Genomic DNA, 1,008 nt, shown 5'->3' on the forward strand with positions numbered 1-1,008 from the left:
CCTCTTCCGACGACCCCGCCAGCCGCCCGCCGGTCCGGGAGGCGGCGCGGCCCGCCCCGCGGCGCCCCGGGCCCCCGTGGGGCCCGGGGCGGCGGCGTCGGGCTCGGCCGTGCCCGCCGACTCGTCGTACGACAGGAGGCTCAGCACGATCAGGCCGAGCATCACCATCATCAGCGCGAAGGCCGTCCAGCCGACCAGGCCGACCACGAAGGCGCCCACCAGAGCGTGCACCACCGCGCAGGTGATGAGCAGAATGCGGGCCGCACGCCCGGGGGCGCGGTCCCGTACGCCGGCGCGCAGCAGCACCACGGCGCACAGCAGCAGGTAGAGGCCGAAGAGCCCGCCCGCGACCCATGTGCCGATCGACATCGCGTCCGTGTCGAGGCCGGCCAGGGACATCTGCTGTCGGTCGACCACGATGCCCAGGATCCAGTTGAGCAGCGCTATCCCGGCCGCCTCCACGATCAGCATCACGGCCGTCACCACGGCCACGGGTCTGCGTGCCACCCCGCCCACCTCTTCCGCTGCACCGGTTCGGGGCCGTCCCTCCGAGAAGGTTCGACATCGAAGGTTCGACATCGCGAACGCTACTAACGGGTAAGCCCCCCGACAAGGGGGCGCGAACGCACTTGTACGACCGGAACGCCGCGGCAAAGTTTCCGCCCTCGGTTCGTAGGGATTCCACAAAGAAACGCGGCTGACCGCCGCTCCGTCCACCGGTGAACCCGGCCACAACGCGAACCGCCCGGCGGCCCGAAAAACCGGGCGTACCGTGGAACGACGGGGGATTCGGCTGCCTCTTCTCGGCAGGGTTCACGCTCCGTGTGGTCAACCTCACGCCCGGGTTCTTCTCGGCTTGGGGTGTCGCCAGTACCTAAACTCGGCTTGTTTCAAGGAGGGAGCCATCGTGCGCAAGGTGCTCATCGCCAATCGTGGCGAAATCGCGGTCCGCGTTGCCCGTGCCTGTCGGGATGCCGGTATCGCGAGTGTTGCGGTCTACGCCGATCC

At 69.6% G+C, this 1,008-nt stretch carries 2 protein-coding genes; one reads left to right on the forward strand and one right to left on the reverse strand.

Going from position 1 to position 1,008, the window contains the following annotated elements; all coding sequences use genetic code 11:
* Positions 1-471, reverse strand: a 471-nt coding sequence (locus ACWDSL_RS53535) for a hypothetical protein (RefSeq protein ID WP_450497051.1), incomplete at its 3' end; no start/stop codon positions are given.
* 436 nt (positions 472-907) lie between these two features.
* On the opposite strand from ACWDSL_RS53535, the gene ACWDSL_RS53540 reads away from it, so the two are divergent.
* Positions 908-1,008 (forward strand): biotin carboxylase N-terminal domain-containing protein (locus ACWDSL_RS53540; protein WP_158786612.1); only part of this gene is annotated, 101 nt, incomplete at its 3' end.

The sequence above is a fragment of the Streptomyces sp. NPDC000941 genome (assembly GCF_053599555.1).